18 protein-coding genes are annotated in these 19120 nt (G+C 70.8%); 8 read left to right on the forward strand and 10 right to left on the reverse strand.

Annotated elements, in window-relative coordinates; genetic code table 11:
• Together ACFYQ5_RS16045 and coxB are read right to left on the reverse strand one after the other, a co-directional pair.
• Nucleotides 1–588 (reverse strand): cbb3-type cytochrome c oxidase subunit I (locus ACFYQ5_RS16045; protein WP_389197920.1); only part of this gene is annotated, 588 nt, incomplete at its 3' end.
• Nucleotides 585–1553: a cytochrome c oxidase subunit II gene (coxB, locus tag ACFYQ5_RS16050; RefSeq protein ID WP_389197921.1), complete on the reverse strand. Its 969-nt coding sequence runs from the start codon at nt 1551–1553 to the stop codon at nt 585–587. The genes coxB and ACFYQ5_RS16045, both read right to left, overlap by 4 nt.
• Nucleotides 1554–1824: 271 nt before the next feature.
• Between coxB and ACFYQ5_RS16055 the strand changes: the two genes are divergently transcribed.
• The gene (locus ACFYQ5_RS16055) at nt 1825–3207 is read left to right on the forward strand and encodes a cysteine desulfurase/sulfurtransferase TusA family protein (RefSeq protein ID WP_389197922.1); all 1383 of its coding nucleotides are present in this window, start codon (nt 1825–1827) and stop codon (nt 3205–3207) included.
• A gap of 20 nt (nt 3208–3227) precedes the next feature.
• Here the strand turns inward: ACFYQ5_RS16055 and ACFYQ5_RS16060 are convergent, their stop codons facing one another.
• Nucleotides 3228–4202 carry a carbohydrate kinase family protein gene (locus ACFYQ5_RS16060; RefSeq protein ID WP_389197923.1) on the reverse strand — a complete coding sequence of 325 codons (975 nt, stop codon included), beginning with the start codon at nt 4200–4202 and terminating at the stop codon, nt 3228–3230.
• Nucleotides 4203–4362: 160 nt separating this feature from the next.
• On the opposite strand from ACFYQ5_RS16060, the gene ACFYQ5_RS16065 reads away from it, so the two are divergent.
• Entirely contained in the window at nt 4363–4560 is a 198-nt protein-coding gene (locus tag ACFYQ5_RS16065; protein ID WP_389197924.1) for a hypothetical protein, read from the forward strand.
• Nucleotides 4561–4691: 131 nt separating this feature from the next.
• On the forward strand, nt 4692–6140 hold the full coding sequence (locus tag ACFYQ5_RS16070; RefSeq protein WP_389197925.1) for a hypothetical protein: 1449 nt from the start codon (nt 4692–4694) through the stop codon (nt 6138–6140).
• Between the two features lie 74 nt (nt 6141–6214).
• Here the strand turns inward: ACFYQ5_RS16070 and ACFYQ5_RS16075 are convergent, their stop codons facing one another.
• Nucleotides 6215–6571: an iron-sulfur cluster assembly accessory protein gene (locus ACFYQ5_RS16075; protein WP_056784314.1), complete on the reverse strand. Its 357-nt coding sequence runs from the start codon at nt 6569–6571 to the stop codon at nt 6215–6217.
• Between the two features lie 220 nt (nt 6572–6791).
• On the opposite strand from ACFYQ5_RS16075, the gene nadA reads away from it, so the two are divergent.
• Nucleotides 6792–7979, forward strand: a complete 1188-nt coding sequence (gene nadA, locus ACFYQ5_RS16080; protein WP_389197926.1) for a quinolinate synthase NadA — start codon at nt 6792–6794, stop codon at nt 7977–7979.
• Nucleotides 7980–8101: 122 nt separating this feature from the next.
• Here the strand turns inward: nadA and ACFYQ5_RS16085 are convergent, their stop codons facing one another.
• The 5 genes from ACFYQ5_RS16085 to ACFYQ5_RS16105 all read right to left on the reverse strand — a co-directional run bounded on the left by ACFYQ5_RS16085 (nt 8102) and on the right by ACFYQ5_RS16105 (nt 14613).
• Entirely contained in the window at nt 8102–11263 is a 3162-nt protein-coding gene (locus ACFYQ5_RS16085; protein WP_389197927.1) for an efflux RND transporter permease subunit, read from the reverse strand.
• A gap of 183 nt (nt 11264–11446) precedes the next feature.
• Entirely contained in the window at nt 11447–12136 is a 690-nt protein-coding gene (locus ACFYQ5_RS16090) for a response regulator (RefSeq protein ID WP_389197928.1), read from the reverse strand.
• Nucleotides 12133–13398: a histidine kinase gene (locus ACFYQ5_RS16095; protein WP_389197929.1), complete on the reverse strand. Its 1266-nt coding sequence runs from the start codon at nt 13396–13398 to the stop codon at nt 12133–12135. Before ACFYQ5_RS16095 ends, ACFYQ5_RS16090 begins: the two co-directional genes overlap by 4 nt.
• Before the next feature lie 143 nt (nt 13399–13541).
• Nucleotides 13542–13820, reverse strand: a complete 279-nt coding sequence (locus ACFYQ5_RS16100) for a hypothetical protein (RefSeq protein WP_389197930.1) — start codon at nt 13818–13820, stop codon at nt 13542–13544.
• A 10-nt stretch (nt 13821–13830) separates the two neighbouring features.
• Nucleotides 13831–14613: a PspA/IM30 family protein gene (locus ACFYQ5_RS16105; RefSeq protein WP_389197931.1), complete on the reverse strand. Its 783-nt coding sequence runs from the start codon at nt 14611–14613 to the stop codon at nt 13831–13833.
• A 296-nt stretch (nt 14614–14909) separates the two neighbouring features.
• On the opposite strand from ACFYQ5_RS16105, the gene ACFYQ5_RS16110 reads away from it, so the two are divergent.
• The 3 genes from ACFYQ5_RS16110 to ACFYQ5_RS16120 all read left to right on the forward strand — a co-directional run bounded on the left by ACFYQ5_RS16110 (nt 14910) and on the right by ACFYQ5_RS16120 (nt 17480).
• On the forward strand, nt 14910–15509 hold the full coding sequence (locus ACFYQ5_RS16110) for a DUF3043 domain-containing protein (RefSeq protein WP_389197932.1): 600 nt from the start codon (nt 14910–14912) through the stop codon (nt 15507–15509).
• Nucleotides 15510–15568: 59 nt separating this feature from the next.
• The gene (locus ACFYQ5_RS16115) at nt 15569–16303 is read left to right on the forward strand and encodes a class I SAM-dependent methyltransferase (RefSeq protein WP_389198277.1); all 735 of its coding nucleotides are present in this window, start codon (nt 15569–15571) and stop codon (nt 16301–16303) included.
• Nucleotides 16304–16406: 103 nt separating this feature from the next.
• Nucleotides 16407–17480 carry a S1C family serine protease gene (locus ACFYQ5_RS16120; RefSeq protein WP_389197933.1) on the forward strand — a complete coding sequence of 358 codons (1074 nt, stop codon included), beginning with the start codon at nt 16407–16409 and terminating at the stop codon, nt 17478–17480.
• A gap of 71 nt (nt 17481–17551) precedes the next feature.
• On the opposite strand, the gene ACFYQ5_RS16125 is transcribed toward ACFYQ5_RS16120, so the two are convergent.
• On the reverse strand, nt 17552–17755 hold the full coding sequence (locus ACFYQ5_RS16125) for a hypothetical protein (protein WP_099176312.1): 204 nt from the start codon (nt 17753–17755) through the stop codon (nt 17552–17554).
• Nucleotides 17756–17841: 86 nt separating this feature from the next.
• On the opposite strand from ACFYQ5_RS16125, the gene ACFYQ5_RS16130 reads away from it, so the two are divergent.
• Complete coding sequence (locus ACFYQ5_RS16130) at nt 17842–19044, forward strand: bifunctional adenosylcobinamide kinase/adenosylcobinamide-phosphate guanylyltransferase (RefSeq protein WP_389197934.1); 1203 nt, start codon at nt 17842–17844, stop codon at nt 19042–19044.
• Nucleotides 19045–19120 lie beyond the last annotated feature (76 nt).

A 19120-nucleotide genomic window follows, 5' to 3' on the forward strand; every position in this document is an offset into this window, starting at 1 on the left:
CGTGGTGATGAAGTTGACCGAGCCGAGGATCGTGCCGAAGCCGGAGAAGGCCAGACCCATGATCCACATGTCGGCGCCGACGCCCGGCGAGCGGACCGCGTCCGACAGCGGGGAGTAGGCGAACCAGCCGAAGTCGGCCGCACCCTGCGGGGTGAGGAAGCCGGCCACGGCGATCAGCGACCCGAAGAGGTACAGCCAGTACGCGAACATGTTCAGCCGCGGGAACGCCACGTCGGGCGCGCCGATCTGCAGCGGCATGATCCAGTTCGCGAACCCGGCGAACAGCGGCGTCGCGAACATCAGCAGCATGATCGTGCCGTGCATCGTGAACGCCTGGTTGAACTGCTCGTTCGACATGATCTGCGTACCCGGACGGGCCAGCTCGGCGCGCATGAAGAGCGCCAGGAGACCACCGATACAGAAGAACGCGAACGAGGTGACCAGGTACATCGTGCCGATCGTCTTGTGGTCAGTGGTGGTCAGCCACTTGACGACGACACTCCCCGGCTGCTTGCGCCGCACCGGCAGCTCGTCCTCGAACGAGTCGTCTGCTGCCGCGGCACCCTGGGATTCATTGAGGATGCTCACAGTTTGTTCGTCTCCGCATTCCTGGCCGGGTCCGTCTGCTCGATGCCTGCCGGCACGTAGCCCGTCTGACCCTTCTCCGCCAGCTCCTTGAGGTGCTGCTGGTAACGCTCGGGAGAGACGATCTTGACGTTGAAGAGCATCCGGGAGTGGTCGACGCCACAGAGCTCGGCGCACTTACCCATGTAGGTGCCCTCCTTCTTCGGCGTGACCTCGAAGGAGTTGGTGTGGCCCGGAATGACGTCCTGCTTCATGAGGAACGGCACCACCCAGAAGGAGTGGATGACGTCACGCGAAGTCAGGACGAAGCGGACCTTCTCGCCCTTCGGCAGCCACAGGGTCGGACCCGGGTTGCCGTTCTGCGGGTTGCGCGTACCGGGGATGCCCACGTCGTAGACGCCGCCGGCGTCCTTGGGGAAGTCCTCGCGGTACTTGTCGGGGATGGCATCGAGCTCCTTGGGGACCTCGCTGCCGGTGGACGGCGAGCCCTCCACGTTCTCGATGTAGTTGAAGCCCCAGCTCCACTGGTAGCCGACCACGTTGATGGTGTGGGCCGGCTTCGGGCTGAGCTCGAGGAGCTTCGATTCATCGCGCGCGGTGAAGTAGAAGAACACCGAGACGATGATGAGGGGGACCACTGTGTACAGCGCCTCGATAGGCATGTTGTACCTGGTCTGCTGAGGTACCTCCACCTTGGTCCGGCTACGCCGGTGGAAGATGACACTCCAGATGATCAGCCCCCAGACAAGGACGCCCGTGGCGAGCGCTGCCGCCCACGAGCCCTGCCAGAGGGAGAGGATCCGAGGGGCCTCTTCCGTTACCGGGGTGGGCATACCGAGGCGGGGGAAATCCTCCCAGTTGTATGAACAACCGGAGGCCGTCGCCAGGACCAGGCCCGCAGTCAGCACCTGCGGCAGCTTCCGCCGCATCGGGCGCCGCGACAAGCGGTCGGAGCCGTTGGGACTCACGTAGCGCCTTCCCGAGAGTCTCGCCCGCACGGTCGGCGCGCCCGTCTCACTTGGTCGGTCGCCGGCCCTGACGCGGGCAGGGGTTTGGATGTTTATGCGGACCAAACCCTACTGGACGCTATTTGGGGCCGCGCGGGGAGGGTGCCCAACGCGCCGCGCGACACCCCGAAGGGATGGAATGTGAGCCTCCGGCCGCCATCTGACGCCCCCTCTCCCCGTCCTGGCGCAGCCGGTCTCCTGGTCACGCCCCGGTGCGGGCTAGCGTGACGGTGTGCCCTACTTCGATGCGGCTTCCTCCGCCCCCCTGCATCCCGTCGCCCGCCAGGCGCTGCTTGCCTCACTCGACGAGGGCTGGGCCGATCCCGCCCGGCTCTACCGCGAGGGGCGGCGCGCCGCGCTGCTGCTGGACGCGGCCAGGGAGACCGCGGCGGAGGCCGTGGGCTGCCGTCCGGACGAGCTCGTCTTCACCTCGTCCGGCACCCGGGCCGTGCACTCGGCGGTGGCCGGAGCTCTTTCCGGGCGTCGGCGTGTCGGCCGCCATCTGGTGCTCTCCGCCGTCGAGCACTCCTCGGTACTCCATTCGGCCGCGGCCCTCGAGGCCGAGGGCGGCTCGTTCACCGAGGTGGAGGTGGACCGGACCGGGGTGGTGGACCCCTCGGCATTCGGCCGGGCCCTTCGCGCGGACACCGCGCTGGCCTGCCTGCAGTCGGCCAACCACGAGGTGGGGACCGTGCAGCCGGTGGCGGAGACCGCCGAGGTCTGTGCCGCGGCAGGCGTGCCCCTGCTGGTGGACGCCGCGCAGTCACTGGGCTGGGGCCCGGTGCCGGGCCGCTGGTCACTGCTGGCCGCGAGCGCCCACAAGTGGGGCGGGCCGGCCGGGGTCGGTCTGCTCGCCGTGCGCAAGGGGGTCCGGTTCGCGTCCCAAGGCCCCGCGGACGAGCGGGAGTCGGGCCGGGCCGCCGGCTTCGAGAACATCCCGGCCGTCGTGGCGGCCGCGGCCTCACTGCGTGCGGTGCGCGCGGAGGCCGAGGCGGAGGGCGCCCGGCTGCGTGCCCTGGTGGACCGGATCCGGGCCGCGGTGGGGTCCCTGGTGCCCGATGTGGAGGTGGTCGGTGATCCGGTGCGGCGACTGCCCCATCTGGTCACCTTCTCCTGTCTCTATGTCGACGGAGAGACCGTGCTCCACGAGCTGGACCGGGCCGGGTTCTCCGTATCGTCCGGATCGTCCTGCACGAGCAGCACCCTGACGCCCAGCCATGTCCTCAAGGCGATGGGGGTGCTCACGGAGGGGAACATCCGTGTGTCACTCCCGGCCGGGACGACCGGCGAGGAGGTCGGTGACTTCCTCGGCGTGCTGCCGGGCGTGGTGGCCGGGGTGCGGGAGCGGCTCGGCGCGCCCGCGTCGACGGCCCCCTCCCCCACGCCGCGGGACTCGCTCGTGGTCGACGCGCTGGGCAGGCGCTGCCCGATTCCGGTGATCGAGCTCGCAAAGGTGATCGGAGAGGTACCCGTGGGCGGCACGGTGACGGTGCTCTCGGACGACGAGGCCGCCCGCCTCGACATCCCGGCCTGGTGTGCGATGCGCGAACAGGAGTACGTCGGCGAGGAGGCGGCGGACCGTGGTTCGGCCTATGTGGTCCGCCGGCTCCTCTGAGCTGCCGCCTCAGCCGCGCCCTAGGAGAGGTGCTTCCTGACCTCGGAGGCGGCCTCGTCCCCGTATGCCTTGGTGAAGCGGTCCATGAAGTGGGTGCGGCGCAGGGTGTACTCCTGGGTGCCGACCGTCTCGATGACCAGGGTCGCGAGCATGCAGCCGACCTGGGCGGCACGCTCCAGGCTCACGCCCCAGGCGAGGCCGGAGAGGAAGCCGGCCCGGAAGGCGTCGCCGACGCCGGTCGGGTCCGCCTTGCGCTCCTCCTCGGCACAGCCGACCTCGATGGGGTCCTGGCCGGCCCGGTCGATGCGTACGCCGCGGGCGCCGAGGGTGGTGACGCGATGACCGACCCTGGACAGGATCTCCTCGTCGCTCCAGCCGGTCTTGGACTCGATGAGCCCCTTCTCGTACTCGTTGGAGAAGAGGTACGTCGCACCGTCGAGGAGGATCCGGATCTCCTCGCCGTTCATCCGGGCGATCTGCTGCGAGAAGTCCGCGGCGAACGGGATACCCCGCGAGCGGCACTCCTCGGTGTGCCGGAGCATCGCCTCCGGGTCGTCGGCCCCGATCGAGACGAGGTCGAGACCACCGACGCGGTCGGCGACGCTCTTGAGCTCGATCAGCCGGGCCTCGCTCATGGCGCCGGTGTAGAAGGAGCCGATCTGGTTGTGGTCGGCGTCCGTCGTGCAGACGAAACGCGCCGTGTGCAGGACCTCGGAGGTCCGGACCGAGCCGGTGTCGACACCGTGCCGGTCGAGCCAGGCGCGGTAGTCGTCGAAGTCGGAGCCGACGGCACCCACGAGGATCGGCTGTGTGCCGAGCACCCCCATGCCGAAGGCGATGTTCGCGCCGACTCCGCCGCGGCGCACGTCGAGGTTGTCGACCAGGAAGGAGAGCGAGACCGTGTGCAGCTGATCCGCGACCAGCTGGTCGGCGAATCGGCCGGGGAAGGTCATGAGATGGTCTGTGGCGATGGAGCCGGTGACTGCGATACGCACGGGGTGGCTGCTCCTGCGGAAGGCGAAGGGAACGCGTGAGCGCGCCCTCCGGGACGGCGTGACAGTTCACGCTACCCGGTGACGCCACCGTGCCCGAAAGGGCAAAACTACCCGATAGTAGGTCTTTCTACCTGGCCCCTACCGTGCGTACGGTGCGGATATGTCGAACAACATCGTTCCGCGTGAGTCCGAGATGAGCCTGGCCGAGCTGCGCGGTGACTGCGCGCGGATGGCGCCGCACTGGGCCGTACCGGCGAAGACCGCCGCCGAGCCGGTGCAGCCCTCCCGTATCCACGGGGTCACGGTACCGCCGTCCTCGGCCCGTCTGATCGACGCCATGTCCGACTACGGGGACTGATCCGGGTTCCCCAGGCGGCTCCTCCGCGCACACGGTGGAACCGCGCGCTCCCCTGGCCCGTCCCACCGGTGTCCCCGCCCCGGGGGCGGATGATGGGCCGGTGACGGCCAGGCAGCCGAAGGAGCGATCCGGTGAGCACCGAGCGACCCGAGAATGACGTGACCGGCCCCCGGCGGCGGCGTTCGCCGCTCGCCGTGGCCTCGGTGGCGGCGGCCGTGCTGCTGGCCGGGGGCGGCGGTGCGTACTGGGCGTCGCACGCTTCGGGCGAGGCCGGCCCGGGCCTTCTCCCTGACCCCGGGACCGGTTCGCCGCCGCTGCTCTCACTCGACACCTCGGCGGACAGCGGCCCGTCGACGCCCCCGCAGGGCATCGCACCGGGTGAGCCGGATCCCCACGGCGGCGGGACTGTCTACCGCGCCTCGGGAGAGCTGCCCGACGGCCCGGACTCGGCCGCCGTCCACCGCTCGACGGGCACGGTGACCGCGGCTGAGGTGGTACGCCTCGCGAAGGCCCTCGGGGTGCGGGGCGCGCCGCGGACAGAAGGCACGGCCTGGAAGGTGGGCAGTGACGGGGACGGGTCCGGCCCCGTTCTGCGGGTGACCAAGCAGGCCCCGGGCACCTGGACCTTCGCCCGGTACGGCTCCGGCGGTCCGGACGCGTGCGAGTCGCCCACGGTCTGCTCGAAGGACGCGGGGCCGGGCACCGGCACCGGTTCGCCGGTGAGCGAGAAGGCCGCCAAGGCCGCGGCCGTTCCGGTCCTGAAGGCCGTGGGACAGGGCGACGCCGCGCTCGACGCGGATCAGCTGATGGGTGCCGTACGTGTGGTGAACGCCGATCCCGTGGTGAGCGGGCTGCCGACGTACGGCTGGGCGACCGGGATCCAGGTGGGCGCCGAGGGCGAGATCGTCGGGGGCAGCGGACACCTGAAGGGCCTGGAGAAGGGCGACAGCTACCCCGTGATGGGCGCGGACGAGGCGCTGAAGCAGCTGAACGCGGAGAGCGGGAGGACCCCGAAGGCAGGTACCGGCGGCTGCGCGACCTCCGTGCCGCTGGCGGACGATTCCGCACCGCAGCCCGACTGCGGTGCGTCGGGCGGGACTCCGCCGGCCACCACGGTGACGGTCGAGAAGGCCGAGTTCGGGCTCGCCGCGCGGTACGCGGACGGGGAGCAGATCCTCGTACCCTCGTGGCTCTTCTCCGTACGGCCCGAAGAGGGCGGCCCCGGCCACACGGTCGCCCAGGTCGCGGTGGACCCGGATCACCTGGCGAAGGAAAGCGCCCAGCCCTCTCCGGAGCCCACCAGGGACCCGGAGAGCTCGGGCGCGGGGATCATCTCGTACAGCGCGGACGGCCGGACGCTGGAGGTGACCTTCTGGGGCGGTGTGTGCAGCACGTACACGGCCCGCGCCACGGAGGACGGCTCGACGGTGCGGGTCACCGTCGACGAGTCGAAGCCGGATCCCGGCAAGGCCTGCATCATGATCGCCAAGGAGCTGACCCGGACGCTGACGCTGGACGCGCCGCTGGACGGCCGGAAGGTGGTCGACGCGGGGTCGGGCGAGACGGTGCCGCGGGCCTGAGTTCCGTACGCGGAGACGACAGCGACGGCGTTCCCGGATTCCGGGAGCGCCGCCGCTGTCGTACGACTCAGGGTTCAGCTGAAGGAGTCACCGCAGGCGCAGGAGCCCGTGGCGTTCGGGTTGTCGATCGTGAAGCCCTGCTTCTCGATGGTGTCCACGAAGTCGACGGAGGCGCCGCCCAGATACGGGGCGCTCATCCGGTCGGTGACGACCTTGACGCCGCCGAAGTCCTTCACGACGTCCCCGTCGAGCGAGCGCTCGTCGAAGAAGAGCTGGTAGCGCAGGCCCGAGCAGCCGCCGGGCTGCACGGCGACGCGCAGCGCGAGGTCGTCCCGGCCCTCCTGCTCCAGCAGGGTCCTGACCTTGTCTGCGGCGGCGTCGGACAGGAGGATGCCGTCGCTCACGGTGGTGGTCTCGTCCGATACGGACATCTGCTTCTCTCCCGGGTTGTACGGACTGCTTGCCGACGGTCCAACCATCGGGGCCGCGGATTCATTCCGGGCCAGGCGCGTGTCTGTTCCCTTCATGCTCGCACACCGCATGCGCGGGGGGATGCGTCACATCGACGCTATCGGCATCGTCAAGCTGACACGAAGCGGTTATGATAGATAACGTCAATTCGACGAAAAGGCTTTTCGCAGAAAAGAAAGGGTGCGTGTCGTGACCACCGCCCAGCCCCTGGATGTCCAGCCGACGCCTCTCGCCCTTCTGCTGCTCGGCCGCGAGGCCGACCCGCGGAGCGAGCGCGGGGTCGAATGCCCGGGTGACCTGCCCTCCCCGTCCGACCCGGACCTGGTGGAGCGGGCCCGTGCCGCAAAGGAGAAGCTCGGGGACAAGGTCTTCGTGCTCGGCCACCACTACCAGCGCGACGAGGTCATCCAGTTCGCGGACGTCACCGGCGACTCCTTCAAGCTCGCCCGGGACGCCGCGGCACGGCCCGAGGCGGAGTACATCGTCTTCTGCGGCGTGCACTTCATGGCCGAGTCCGCGGACATCCTGACGGGCGACGACCAGAAGGTCGTCCTGCCGGACCTGGCCGCCGGCTGCTCGATGGCCGACATGGCCACCGCGGAGCAGGTGGCCGAGTGCTGGGACGTGCTGACGGAGGCGGGGGTCGCCGACCAGGTCGTGCCGGTCTCGTACATGAACTCCTCCGCCGACATCAAGGCCTTCACCGGCAGGCACGGCGGCACGATCTGCACCTCGTCCAACGCGAAGCGGGCTCTGGAATGGGCCTTCGAGCAGGGCGAGAAGGTTCTCTTCCTGCCGGACCAGCACCTGGGCCGGAACACGGCGGTGCGGGACATGGGGATGACCCTGGAGGACTGCGTCCTCTACAACCCGCACAAGCCGAACGGCGGCCTGACCGCCGAGGAGCTGCGCGACGCGAAGATGATCCTGTGGCGCGGGCACTGCTCGGTGCACGGGCGCTTCTCGGTGGAGTCGGTCAACGACGTACGGGAGCGGATTCCTGGCGTCAACGTGCTGGTGCACCCGGAGTGCAAGCACGAGGTCGTGGCCGCCGCGGACCACGTCGGCTCGACGGAGTACATCATCAAGGCCCTGGAGGCGGCTCCGGCCGGCTCCAAGTGGGCGATAGGTACGGAGCTGAACCTGGTGCGCCGGCTGGCGAACCGTTTCGCCTCGGAGGACAAGGAGATCGTCTTCCTCGACAAGACGGTGTGCTTCTGCTCGACGATGAACCGGATCGACCTGCCGCACCTGGTGTGGACGCTGGAGTCGCTGGCCGAGGGGAACCTCGTCAACCGGATCCAGGTCGACCCGGAGACGGAGAAGTTCGCGAAGCTGGCCCTGGAGCGGATGCTGGCGCTGCCGTAGCAGGTGAGACGGAGCCCCGGGAACGCCCCGGACAGCTCGAGCCGCCCCGTCCCGAAGGGAAAGGCCCCCGACCGCCGTCGTGCGGCGTCGGGGGCCTTCCTGTGTGGCTACGGCGGGGCCTGTCAGGCCTTCACCGGCTCCGGCTCGGGCTCCGCGGAGGGGGCTTCCTCCGCCGCCTCCGGGGTCGCCGCACCGGACTTCGCCGCGTGCTTGGCCGCCTTCTTCTTCGCGCGGCGCTCCTTGCGGAGCTCGACCATCGCGTAGAGCGTCGGCACCAGGAGCAGGGTCAGCAGCGTCGAGGTGATCAGACCGCCGATCACCACGACTGCCAGCGGCTGGGAGATGAAGCCGCCCTCGCCCGTGACGCCCAGCGCCATCGGGAGCAGGGCGAAGATCGTCGCCAGAGCTGTCATCAGGATCGGGCGCAGACGGTGGCGGCCGCCCTCGATGACTGCCTCGACCACGCCCATGCCCTGCGACCTGTACTGGTTGATCAGGTCGATCAGCACGATCGCGTTGGTCACCACGATGCCGATCAGCATCAGCATGCCGATCATCGCCGGGACACCCATCGGGGTACCGGTGGCGACCAGGAGGCCGATGGCGCCCGTCGCGGCGAACGGGATGGAGACCAGCAGGATCAGCGGCTGGATCAGCGACCGGAAGGTGGCCACCAGCAGCATGAAGATGATCGCGATGGCCGCCAGCATGGCCAGGCCCAGCTTCAAGAAGGCGTCGTTCTGGTCCTCGGAGACACCGCCGATGGTCGCGGTGGCGCCACTCGGAAGGTCCAGGGAGTCGATCTTCTTCTGGAGGGATGTGGTGACCGCGCCCGTGTTGTCACTGGTCGGCTTGGCGGTGATCGTGGCGGCGCGCTGGCCGTCGATCCGGGTCATCGTGACCGGGCCCGGCACCAGCTTCACGTCGGCGATCCGGCCGAGCTCGACCGGGCCGAGCCGGAGGGCCTTCAGTTCGGCCGTCGTGGTGGCCGGCCGGGCCGACTTCACCAGGACGTCACGCTCGGTGTCGTCCATGATCGCCGTGCCGGACGGTGTGCCGCGCACCGCGCCGGCGACCGCCGCGCCGAGCGTGGTCTCGTTGAATCCGGCGTCGGCCGCCTTGTCGTTGGCCTTGACCGAGATGCGCGGGACGCTCTGCGCCAGGTCGCTCTGGACATCGGTGACGTCCTTGAGCTCGGCGACCTCACGGCGTACCGCTTCGGACGCCTTCTCCAGGACGTCCGCGTCGGCGGCCTTCACCACGACGCTGAGGTCCTGGCTGCCGAAGCCGCCGCCCCCGGCGATCGTCGTGTCGCCGATGCCGTCGAGCTTGCCGAGGGCCTCGTCGATCCGCTTCTCGGTGGCCTCGTAGTCCGCCGAGTCCTTGAGAGTGATCTGGTACGAGGCCTGGTTGGCTCCCGAACCGCCGCCGAAGGCCGCCATGAAGCCGGAGGAGCCGACGGTGACCTGGTAGTCCTCGACGCCCTCGTCGGCGGCGAGAACCTTCTCGACCTTCCGCGCGGCCTCGTCGGCCGCCCCCAGGCTGGTGCCGGGGGTCAGCTCCTGGCTGAGGGAGAGGACCTCCTGCTCGCCCGCGTCGAAGAAGTTCGTCTTCAGCAGGGGCGCCATGCCGAACGTGCCGAACAGGACCACGAAGGCGATGACGATGCTGGTGACGCGTCGCCGGGTGGCGAAGCGCAGCACCGGGACGTAGAGGCGCTGGAGCCGGCTGGCGGCTTCCTTCTCCTCGGCCTTGCGGCGGGCCTCGTCCGGGTTCTCCGCGGTGCCCTTGGGTGCGCGCAGGAACCAGTACGAGAGGACCGGGACCACGGTCAGGGAGACCAGCAGGGAGGCCAGCAGGGCCGCCGTTACCGTGAGGGAGAACGAGCCGAAGAGCTGGCCGACCATGCCGCCGACCAGACCGATGGGCAGGAAGACCGCGACGGTGGTGAGGGTGGACGAGGTGACCGCGCCGGCCACCTCCTTGACCGCGGTGATGATCGCCGACTGGCGCTCCTCGCCGTAACCGAGGTGCCGCTTGATGTTCTCCAGGACCACGATGGAGTCGTCGACGACCCGGCCGATCGCGATGGTCAGCGCGCCGAGGGTCAGCATGTTCAGCGACAGGTCGCGGGTCCAGAGCACGATGAGCGCGAGGACGACGGAGAGGGGGATGGAGACCGCGGTGACCAGCGTCGAGCGGATCGACGCGAGGAAGACCAGGATCACGACGACCGCGAAGAGCAGGCCGAGCGCGCCCTCCGTGGTCAGGCCGGAGATCGCCTTGGAGACGGCGGGGCCCTGGTCGGAGACGACGGTCAGCTCGGCCCCGGTGCCGAGGTTCTCGCGCAGGTCGGGCAGCTTGTCCTGGACGGCGTCCGAGATGGCGACGGCACTGCCGTCCTGGTCCATCGTCGCCGTCACGGCGAGGCTCGGCTTGCCGTTCGTGCGGGTGAGGGAGACCGCCGGGGCGGGCTCCTGCTTCACCGTGGCGATGTCACCGACCCGCACCGGCTTTCCGGCCCTGCCCGTCGCCGGGTCCGCCGCGGAGACCTTCAGGTCCTCGATCTGCCGGAGCGAGCTGAAGGCACCGCCGACCTGGATGGTGCGGCTCTTGCCCGACTCGGAGAAGGAGCCGGCCGGGAGGGTGGCGCCGCCGGCCTGCAGGGCCTGGGAGAGCGAGACGGTGTTCAGTCCTGCCGCGGCGAGCTTCCTGTCGTCGGGGACGACGGAGACCTGGAGGTCCCTGACACCGTCGACCGTGACCTGGCCGACGCCTTCGATGTCCTCGATCGCCGGGACGACCGTGCGGTCGAGCTGGTCCGCGAGGGCCTGCTGGTCCTTGTCGGAGGTGACGGCCAGGACGACGGTGGGCAGGTCGTCCGTGGAACCGGCGATGACCTGCGGGTCGACGTCCTCGGGCAGCTGGCCGCCCGCCCGGTTCACCGCCTGCTGGATGTCCGCGACGAGCTGCTTGGTGCCCTCGTCGCCGAAGTCGAAGCTCGCCATGATGACGGCGCTGCCCTCGCTGGCGGTCGAGGTGATGCCCTCCACGCCGTCGACGGCCTTGATGGCGTTCTCGAGAGGTTCGACGACCTGCTTCTCGACCACGTCGGGGGACGCGCCCTGGTAGGGGGCCAGCACCGACACCATCGGCAGTTCGATGGTGGGCAGCAGTTGCTGCTTGAGCTGCGGTATCGCGATCGCCCCGAAAACGAGCGCGACGATCGAGATCAGCCCGATCAGCGCCCGTTGCGCGAGGCTGAATCTGGACAGCCAGGACATGGGTGGGTCTCTCTTCTGTGGCGTACGCGGCAGATGGGCGGCTGTTCGGTGCTCACTCGGGTGAGCACCGGGGACACAGCCCGCCACCTATACGATCGCCGTACCCGTGAGCGAAAACGTCGGCCCTCGGGTTGCTTTCTCATCCGCCGCATACCGCAGCTGGAGTATCCGGACCTACACCCTCTACTCCACCCTTGGGCGGACCAGGCCCGATTCGTACGCAATGACGACCAACTGGGCCCGGTCCCGCGCGCCCAGTTTCGCCATCGCCCGGTTCACGTGGGTCTTCACCGTGAGAGGGCTGACGACGAGCCGGTCGGCGATCTGGTCGTTGGAGTGCCCGCCCGCGACCTGGACGAGCACCTCGCGCTCGCGTCCGGTGAGCGCGGCGAGTCGCGTGGAGTACTCCGCGCCGCCCGGGCCTTCGGCCGCGCTGCCGCCCTGGGCGAGGAAGCTGGCGATGAGGCCCTTGGTCGCGACCGGGGAGAGCAGCGCCTCGCCGGCAGCGGCGACGCGGATGGCGTTGAGCAGCTCGTCCGGCTCCGCGCCCTTGCCCAGGAAGCCGGAGGCGCCGGCGCGCAGGGACTGCACCACGTACTCGTCCACTTCGAAGGTGGTGAGCATGACGATCCGTACGCCCGCCAGGTCCGGGTCCGCGCTGATCATCCGGGTGGCGGTGAGCCCGTCGGTGCCCGGCATCCGGATGTCCATCAGCACGACGTCGGCGAGGGTCGAGCGCGCCAGGTCCACGGCCTGTGCCCCGTCCGCGGCCTCACCCACGACCTGCATGTCGGGCTCCGAGTCGACCAGCACGCGGAACGCGCTGCGCAGCAGTGCCTGGTCGTCGGCGAGCAGCACCTTGATGGGCGTCATGCGCGTCCCCCCGTCGTCTCCGCCGCGCCCGGCCCCTCCGGCGCGCGTGTGCGGGACGTGACGGGCAGGATCGCATGAACTCTGAATCCGCCTCCGTAACGGGGCCCCGCCGTGAGGGTGCCGCCGAGGGCGGTGACGCGCTCGCGCATGCCGATCAGGCCGTGCCTGCCGCCGTCGGCCGGCGCGGGGCGGGGGTGCGTCGCCGTGCCGTTGTCGAGCACGGTGATCTCCGCGGTTCCCCCGACGCGTACGACGCTCAACTCGGCCTTCGCGTCGGCACCCGCGTGTTTGCGCACGTTGGTCAGGGCCTCCTGGATGATCCGGTAGGCCGCGAGGTCGACCGCCGCGGGCAGCGGGCTGTCCGGGTCGGTGCGGGCCACCTCGACGGGAAGCCCGGCGTTACGGAAGGTGTCGACCAGGGTGTCGAGGACGGCGAGCCCCGGGGCCGGTTCCGTGGGCGCCTCCGGATCGCCGGACTGGCGCAGCAGCCCGACCGTGGTCCGCAGTTCGTTGAGGGCGGAGCGGCTGGCCTCCCGTACGTGGGCGAGCGCCTCCTTCGCCTGGTCGGGGCGCTTGTCCATGACATGGGCCGCGACCCCGGCCTGGACGTTGACCAGGGCGATGTGGTGGGCGACGACGTCGTGCAGGTCGCGGGCGATCCGCAGCCGTTCCTCGGCGACCCTGCGGCGGGCCTCCTCCTCGCGGGTGCGCTCCGCGCGTTCGGCCCGTTCCCTGATCGCGTGGATGAACGCGCGTCTGCTGCGTACCGCGTCGCCGGCGGCACCGGCCAGGCCGGTCCAGGCGAGGACACCGAGGTTCTCCTGGCTGTACCAGGGGGTCGAGCCGTCCACCATCGCGGCCATGCCCAGTACCCCCGTGGTCAGCAGACCGACCCGCCAGGTGGTGGGGCGGTCGGTGCTGGCCGCGACGGTGAAGAGCGCGATGACCGCGCTCATCACCACCGGGGCGGGCGGGTCCATGAGCACGAACTCGGCGACGGACAGCAGCCCGGTCACGGCGAGTACCGTCAGGGGCCTGCGCCGGCGCAGGACGAGAGCCCCGGCTCCGAGCACCATCAGCAGCACGCTCGACGGTTCGGGCACCCGGGCTCCGAAGACGGGCCCGTGGCCCGGGTTCGGCTCGGCGAACGACGCGCAGATCATGCAGGCGAGCACGGCCACCGCGAGGCCGGCGTCGAACGCGAGGGGATGGCCTCGCAGCCAGCGGCGGGGGCGCGCGAGCCCGGTTCCGAGGGGGGTCACGTCGAGCTACGGTACGGCGTGTCGTCGACGGGCGGTCCGGGACGGCGGCGGAGCCGCGTCAGGGTACGTGGGCGCGGCACGATGCCCCGCGCCGGCCGGACCGGAGCGGGGCATCGTGGGGAGCGTGGAGCGGGCGCGCCCGGTCAGCCGGGGATCAGCCCGTCGTCACGGAGCATGGAGCGCACTTCTTCGAGCGTGGCGTCGGGTGACGGCAGGATCAGTTCGGACGGCTCCAGGGAGTCGTCGGGGAGCGGCGAGCCGAGCTCGCGCACCTTCTCCAGAAGCGCGTGGAGCGTGGCGCGGAAGCCTGGTCCGTCACCGCTCTCCATCTCCGCGAGGAGGATGTCGTCGAGCTTGTTCAGCTCGGCGACATGACTGTCGGCCAGTTCGACCTGGCCCTCCCCCATGATCCGTACGATCATGACGCCGCCCTCACTGCTTGTCGAACTTGTGCGGGGACTGCTGCGACTGCGGTGCCGCACCCTCGGCTCCGCCCTCGATGGCCTGCTGCTGCCCGGCGGAACCGCCGGCCAGCTCGGCCTTCATGCGCTGCAGTTCCAGCTCTACATCCGTACCACCGGAGATCCGGTCCAGCTCGGCGGCGATGTCGTCCTTCGCCGTGCCGGACGCGTCGTCGAGCGCTCCGGAGGCCAGCAGCTCGTCGATGGCTCCCGCACGTGCCTGGAGCTGCTGGGTCTTGTCCTCGGCGCGCTGGATCGCCAGGCCGACGTCGCCCATCTCCTCGGAGATGCCGGAAAACGCCTCGCCGATCCGGGTCTGGGCCTGGGCCGCGGTGTAGGTGGCCTTGATGGTCTCCTTCTTCGTCCGGAAGGCGTCGACCTTGGCCTGCAGACGCTGAGCCGCGAGAGTGAGTTTCTCTTCCTCGCCCTGCAGCGTCTGGTGCTGCGTCTCCAGGTCGGTGACCTGCTGCTGGAGGGCGGCGCGCCTCGACAGCGCCTCGCGGGCCAGGTCCTCGCGGCCGAGCGCGAGTGCCTTGCGGCCCTGGTCCTCCAGCTTGGACGACTGTCCCTGCAGCTGATTCAGCTGCAGCTCCAGCCGCTTGCGCGAGGTCGCCACATCGGCGACGCCGCGGCGTACCTTCTGAAGCAGCTCGAGCTGCTTCTGGTACGAGTAATCGAGGGTCTCGCGCGGATCTTCGGCCCGGTCAAGGGCCTTGTTTGCCTTCGCGCGGAAGATCATTCCCATACGCTTCATGACACCGCTCATGGGCTTCGCGCGCCCCCTTCTGACGGACTGAGCTCCAGCACTCCAACAGAACCCACAGTACGGGCCCTGTCTCTATTACCGCACTGTTCGGACGTGGATGTGCTCCTACCCAAGGACGACTGCCACCCGTGACCACTCCCGCCCAGGGAGTAGGCGGACATCAGGGAAAGCGTCGGCAACGTCCGTTCTGCCCCTGTCGGGACACTTTTCAGGACGCAGGCCGTTGCCGGATCGTTCCCGGCCGGTCCCCGGTACCGACGGCCGACCCCGTACCCTTGGGTTTTGTGTTCCGTAGCCGTTCCAAGGAAGAGAAGGCCCCCACCGGCAAGGTGACGGCGGACCTCTCCAAGCAGCCCCGCGACCCTCAGGCTCCCAAGGGTCGCCCCACCCCCAAGCGCAGCGAGGCCCAGACGCAGCGCCGACGTGCCTCCAGCGGCACGCCGACCGATCGCAAGGAGGCCGCGAAGCGCCAGCGCGAAGCGCGTCGAGCGGACATGGCCCGGCAGCGGGAGGCGCTCGCGTCGGGCGACGAGCGCTACCTGCCCGCACGCGACAAGGGGCCCGTGCGCCGCTATGTCCGTGACTTCGTGGACTCGCGCTTCTGCATCGCGGAATATTTCCTTCCGCTCGCGGTGATCATCCTGATCCTCAGCGTGATCCAGGTCCAGAACATCCAGAACATCTCGCTGCTGCTCTGGCTCGGCGTGATCGTGCTGATCGTCGTGGACTCCATCGGCCTCGGGTTCCGTCTCAAGAAGCAGCTGGCCCGGCGCTTCCCGGACACCCCGAAGCGCGGCGCGGTGGCCTACGGCCTGATGCGCACGCTCCAGATGCGCCGGCTGCGGCTTCCGAAGCCGCAGGTCAAGCGGGGAGAGCGGCCCTGAGCACGGAGACCTCCGGCTTCACGGGGGTCTCGTCCCAGTGGCTCGGCGGGCTCGGCGGACTGCGCAACACGGTCCGCCAGGAGCTCGTCGCCCGGCAGCTCGACGAGCAGATAGCCGCGCGCTTCCCCGTGGGGCAGCGGCTGCGGGTGCTCGACGTCGGCATGGGCCAGGGCACCCAGGCCCTGCGTCTGGCGCGGGCCGGGCATTCCGTGACGGGCCTCGAGTCCGACGGCGAGATGCTGCGGTCGGCCAGGGATTCCCTGGCGGGCGAGCCCGAGGGCATCCGGGAGCGGGTGCGCCTCATCGAGGGCGACGGCCGTGACACCGGGGTGCACTTCCCGCCCGGCAGCTTCGACGTGGTGCTCTGCCACGGCGTGCTGATGTACGTCTCCGAGCCGGACGCGCTGCTGGCCGGCCTGGCTCGGGTGCTGGCCCCCGGCGGGCTGCTCTCGCTGCTCGTGCGGAACGCGGACGCGCTGGCGATGCGGCCGGGAACGGCCGGTGCCTTCGGCGCGGCTCTCGCCGCGTTCGACACGGACACGTACACCAACAGGCTCGGCCTCGACGTCCGGGCGGACCGGCTCGAGGTACTGCGGGCCACCCTCGGGGGGATCGCCGCCCCGCTGCACGCCTGGTACGGCGTACGGGTCTTCACGGACAACGTGAGCAACGAGGTGGAACTGCCGGGCCCCGAGGAGCTGGCGCGCGTGTTCGCCGCCGAGGACCGGGCGGGCCGGACCGATCCGTACCGCGGGGTGGCCGCGCTGCTGCATCTGTGCGGCGTACGCGGCTGACGCCGTCTCGGCCGTACGCCCGATCGGTACGGGCACGCGGTCGTACGCCTGATCGGACCACCAGCGCAGGCCGTCCACGGCGGGCCCTGGCGATACTCCGGGCATGGACGCAACCCCTTCCTCCAGCCGGGTACGCCGCTCGCTCACGCCCCTGGCCGCCGGAGTCTGCGCGATCACCTTGGCAGGCGGCTGCGCCGGGCCGGGCCCCGCCCCGTCGGCCGCCCCGGCCCAGCAGGCCGCGGTGTCACCGGCCGCCGGCGACCTGGAGGATCGGTACCAGGCCGTCATCAAGGACGTGCTGCCCTCCGTCGTGCAGATCGGCGCCGGGGACGGGCTCGGGTCGGGCATCGTCTACGACGACAAGGGCCATATCGTCACGAACGCCCATGTCGTGGGCGACGAGAAGAGCTTCGACGTGAGCGTCGCCACGGGCGAGAAGGTGCTCAAGGCGTCCCTGGTCTCCTCCTATCCGGAACAGGACCTGGCCGTCATCAGGCTCGACGACCTCCCCGACGGGCTGCGGGCCGCGGAGTTCGGGGACACCGACGAGGTCGAGGTGGGGCAGATCGTCCTGGCGATGGGCTCACCGCTCGGCCTGTCCAGCAGTGTCACCCAGGGCATCGTCTCGGCCGTGGGGCGGACCGTCAGCGAGAGCAGCTCGGGCGGCGGCACCGGGGCGACGCTCGCCGACATGGTGCAGACCTCGGCGGCGATCAACCCGGGCAACAGCGGTGGCGCCCTGGTGAACCTCGACAGCGAGGTGATCGGCATCCCGACCCTCGCGGCGACGGACCCCCAGCTGGGCGACAGCGCGGCACCCGGGATCGGGTTCGCCATCCCCGTCTCCATGGTGCGGACGGTCGCCGACCAGATCATCGAGTCGGGAAAGGTCACCGACTCGGGCCGGGCGGCGCTGAACATCACGGGCCGCACCGTCGTCGACGACGCGTACCGGCCCGCCGGTGTCGCGATCGTCAGCGTCGAGAAGGGCGGAGCCGCGGAGAAGGCCGGCCTGCGCGCCGGGGACATCATCACCCGGATCGGCGACACCCGGATCACGACGATCACCTCGCTCTCGGAGGCCCTTGCGGGCGACAAGCCGGGCCAGGAGGTCAGGGTGACGTACACGCGAGGTGACACGGCGAAGACCGCCGGAGTCACCCTGGGCGAGATCTGAGAGCCGGTCAGGGGCGGTCCGGGCACGGGGTGGTGGCCCGCCCGGACGCCGTCCGGGCGGGCCTGCGGGCCTCAGTCGGCCTGGAGGCTCATCGGGCCGTAGATCTTCGTCGCGTCCTCGAAGAGCGTCACCTGGTCCGCGCCGCCCTCGAGGAGCTCCTTCCAGAACTCACCGATCCAGGACTCCGCGTCGCCCTGGGTCGTGAACTCCTCCGGCTGCAGCGCCGGCTCCGTCTCCGTACCGTCGGACTTCTCGAACCGCCACGTCCACGCCATGTCCGCCTCCTGGGTCACGTTGCTCCCCGAAGACTAGTGGGTGTCCCGGGCGCGCAGGTGGTGGATGGACACGGGAGGATCAGAGCGTGGAACTGACACTGCTCGGCACCGGAGCCCCCGACGGGCTGCCGCGGCCCGACTGCCCCTGCGCCGTCTGCGCGTCCTCCCGCGGTGCCGGGGCACGTGCCGCGACCGCGCTGCTCGTGGACGACGCGCTGTTGCTGGACCTCACCCCGGGCGCCGTGTTCGCCGCCGCCCGCGCGGGCCGTTCCCTCGCCGCCGTACGGCAGGTGCTGCTGACCCACCCCCATGACGGTCCCGCGATGGAGCTGCCCGCCTCGCTCCCGCCGGCGGGGCGTGTCCCGGACGGCCAGGAGCTGACACTGATCAGCGGGCACCGGATCCGGGCCGTGGCGATGGACGCGCCCGGCACCGGTTACGAGGTGACGTCACCGGAAGGTGAACGCCTGCTCTACCTGCCGCCCGGGGCCTCCCCCGCCGGTCTGGCCGACCGGGTGACGGACCCGTACGACATGGTCGTGTGCGATGTGGTCGCGCGTCCGGACGCCGTGGCCAGACTGCGCGCCGTCGAGGCCGTCGGGCCCACCACCGAGGTGATCGCCGTCCACCTGGACCACGACGCGCCGCCCGGCGCCGAGCTGGACCGCCGGCTCGCGGCCGGCGGGGCGCGGGCCGTACCGGACGGGACGACGCTGCCGGTGGGCGCGTACCACGCCGCATCCGAGGTGCCCCGCCGCACGCTGGTCACCGGCGGGGCCCGTTCGGGGAAGTCGGTGGAGGCCGAGCAGCGCCTGGAGACCTTCCCCGAGGTGGTGTACGTGGCCACGGGCGGGCGCCGCGAGGGCGACGCGGAGTGGGAGGCCCGGATCGGGCTGCACCGGGAGCGCCGGCCCGCCGCGTGGCGCACCGAGGAGACCTGCGAACTGACGGGCCTGCTGGAGGAGGACGGTCCGCCGCTGCTGATCGACTGCCTGTCGCTGTGGCTGACGGACGCGATGGACCGGGTCGGCGCGTGGGACGACGGCCGGTGGGCGGACGGCGGGGCGGAGAAGCTCCGCGAACGGGTCGCCGAGCTGGTCCGCGCGGTGCGCGGGACACGTCGTACGGTCGTCGCCGTGACCAACGAGACCGGCTCGGGCGTGGTCCCGGCGACGGCCTCCGGGCGGCGTTTCCGCGACGAACTGGGACGTCTGAACGCCGCGTTCGCCGCCGAGTGCGAGCAGGTGCTGCTGGTCGTGGCCGGGCAGGCGCTGGTACTGCGGGGCTGAGCCGCGGGCGGGTGCGGGCCAGGGGCGCGGGAGACGGTGCCGGGTACTGTTCCGGGCAGGAGCCCTCCGGCGGGTT

The organism is Streptomyces sp. NPDC005794 (assembly GCF_042871445.1).
Classification (GTDB): Bacteria; Actinomycetota; Actinomycetes; order Streptomycetales; family Streptomycetaceae; genus Streptomyces.

Coding starts and splice junctions, on each gene's coding strand:
- ACFYQ5_RS16065 (WP_389197924.1), top strand. CDS start 4,363: ATGTCGAACAACATCGTTCCGCGTGAGTCCGAGATGAGCCTGGCCGAG.
- ACFYQ5_RS16075 (WP_056784314.1), bottom strand. CDS start 6,571: ATGTCCGTATCGGACGAGACCACCACCGTGAGCGACGGCATCCTCCTG.
- ACFYQ5_RS16085 (WP_389197927.1), bottom strand. CDS start 11,263: ATGTCCTGGCTGTCCAGATTCAGCCTCGCGCAACGGGCGCTGATCGGG.
- ACFYQ5_RS16090 (WP_389197928.1), bottom strand. CDS start 12,136: ATGACGCCCATCAAGGTGCTGCTCGCCGACGACCAGGCACTGCTGCGC.
- ACFYQ5_RS16100 (WP_389197930.1), bottom strand. CDS start 13,820: ATGATCGTACGGATCATGGGGGAGGGCCAGGTCGAACTGGCCGACAGT.
- ACFYQ5_RS16105 (WP_389197931.1), bottom strand. CDS start 14,613: ATGAAGCGTATGGGAATGATCTTCCGCGCGAAGGCAAACAAGGCCCTT.
- ACFYQ5_RS16120 (WP_389197933.1), top strand. CDS start 16,407: ATGGACGCAACCCCTTCCTCCAGCCGGGTACGCCGCTCGCTCACGCCC.
- ACFYQ5_RS16125 (WP_099176312.1), bottom strand. CDS start 17,755: ATGGCGTGGACGTGGCGGTTCGAGAAGTCCGACGGTACGGAGACGGAG.